Source organism: Thalassospira alkalitolerans, assembly GCF_002115745.1.
GTDB lineage: Bacteria > Pseudomonadota > Alphaproteobacteria > Rhodospirillales > Thalassospiraceae > Thalassospira > Thalassospira alkalitolerans.
On record NZ_JFKB01000047.1, the window covers coordinates 1 to 1,357 of the forward strand.

2 protein-coding genes are annotated in these 1,357 nt (G+C 52.8%); both read left to right on the forward strand.

Going from position 1 to position 1,357, the window contains the following annotated elements; all coding sequences use genetic code 11:
- Positions 1–591 (forward strand): helix-turn-helix domain-containing protein (locus tag TALK_RS21830; protein ID WP_211274876.1); only part of this gene is annotated, 591 nt, incomplete at its 5' end.
- A gap of 26 nt (positions 592–617) precedes the next feature.
- Positions 618–1,357 (forward strand): IS3 family transposase (locus tag TALK_RS21835; protein ID WP_139833914.1); only part of this gene is annotated, 740 nt, incomplete at its 3' end.

Consider the following 1,357-nt stretch of genomic DNA (forward strand, 5'->3'; position numbering starts at 1 on the left):
CTGAAGTGCGCCCCAGAAGTTGGACACCCATCCAATTTCTGGGGCGTTTTCATGAGCAAGTACACCACGCAGTTCAAGCTATCTGCCATCACCGCTTTCCTTGAGCGAGGCCGAGGGTTTCGCCGGGTCGCCGCTCAATTTCAAATGGACCCCACCTTGCTTCGTCGTTGGGTCGAGGCTTATCGATTACACGGTGAGGCCAGCTTGAGCAGTACCGGCCAGCGTTACAGTGCCTTGTTCAAGTTCTCTGTTCTACGGCGCATGTGGGATGACTCCCTTTCCTTGCGCCGCGCAGCGGCGCTTTTCAACTTGGGGGATTCCACTCAGGTGGGCAGATGGCAACAGCAGTATTACAGTGGCGGTATTGAAGCCCTGGAGTCAGGGAAAAGAGGACTGAGCACCGCTATGCCTAAACCACCTGCTAAACCACGCAAAACCGCTGCCCCACTCACCAGCCCTGAGCCTGAGCACAAGACGTTACTTGATGAGCTCCAATACCTACGGATGGAGAACGCTTATCTAAAAAAGCTTGGGGAGTTAGGCGAGGCGGTGATGAGGCGGGAGAAAGAACAGAAGAAAAAGCCCGATTAGTCAGTGAGCTTAAGCAACACTTTCCCTTGCGTGACTTGCTCAAGCTAGTGAGCCTTGCGCGAAGTACGTACTACTACCAACTCAAGGCAATGGGCGTTGCGGACCGATTTTCCTCGATCAAAGCTTCTATCCAGACCATCCAAAACGAGCATAAGGGCCGCTTTGGTTACCGTCGGATGACGCTAGAACTACGTAAAGAAAGATCGCTGATCAACAGTAAAACGGTACGACGACTGATGGGGGAGCTGGGTCTGAAATGCACGGTGCGGCCTAAGAAATACAGGTCGTATAAAGGGCCGATGGGCGAAGTGTCGCCCAACACCTTGGCTCGTCAGTTCGAGGCTGAGCAACCGAATCAGAAATGGGTGACGGATGTCACCGAGTTCAAAGTGGCCGGCAAAAAGCTGTACTTGTCCCCAGTTTTGGACTTGTACAACGGAGAAATCGTGGCCTATCAGACGGCAATACGTCCCCAATATGCCTTGGTGGGCGAGATGCTGGAAAAAGCTATTGAAGGCTTACCTGAGGGCGGCAAGCCAATGCTGCATTCAGATCAAGGCTGGCACTATCGATATCCAAAGTACCGGGAGAGGCTAGAAAAAGCAGGGCTGGAGCAAAGCATGTCACGCAAAGGAAACTGCCATGACAACGCCACAATGGAGAGTTTCTTCGGCACGCTGAAGTCAGAGTTCTACTATCGGGAAAGCTTTGAAAGCGTGGAGCAGTTGCAAGCGGGGCTGGATGAGTACATCCATTACTACAACCA